The organism is Terrisporobacter mayombei (assembly GCF_020748465.1).
GTDB classification, from domain to species: Bacteria; Bacillota; Clostridia; order Peptostreptococcales; family Peptostreptococcaceae; genus Terrisporobacter; species Terrisporobacter mayombei.
The window spans coordinates 1-479 of sequence record NZ_JAHZMP010000170.1 but is presented as its reverse complement, the minus strand read 5'-3'; the positions used below and the strand labels follow the sequence as shown (position 1 = coordinate 479).

At 48.0% G+C, this 479-nt stretch carries 1 protein-coding gene; it reads left to right on the top strand.

Going from position 1 to position 479, the window contains the following annotated elements; translation table 11 throughout:
* On the top strand, window positions 1-479 hold a 479-nt coding region (locus tag K0039_RS20955), incomplete at both ends, for a colicin-like bacteriocin tRNase domain-containing protein (RefSeq protein ID WP_272491551.1).

Sequence of the window (479 nt, the reverse complement as noted above, 5' to 3'; positions counted from 1 at the left end):
CCTTCCGGTGTCAACAACCCTTCCCCGTGGTATTACGGAGGATAAAGGCCGGACTGCCGTTCCTGCAGGATTTACCTTTGGTGGTGGTTCACATGAAGCGGTGATCCGTTTTCCGAAAGAAAGTGGGCAGAAGCCGATTTATGTATCAGTGACAGATGTTCTTACCCCTGCACAGGTAAAACAACGTCAGGATGAGGAAAATCGCCTCCAGCAGGAATGGAATGACACACATCCTGTAGAAGTGGCTGAACGCAATTATGAACAGGCCCGCGCAGAACTGGATCAGGCTAATAAAGATGTTGCCAGAAACCAGGAACGACAGGCTAAAGCTGTTCAGGTTTATAATTCTCGTAAAAGTGAACTTGATGCTGCGAATAAAACTCTTGCTGATGCAAAGGCTGAAATAAAACAATTCGAGCGATTTGCCCGAGAACCAATGGCTGCTGGTCACCGAATGTGGCAAATGGCAGGGCTTAAGG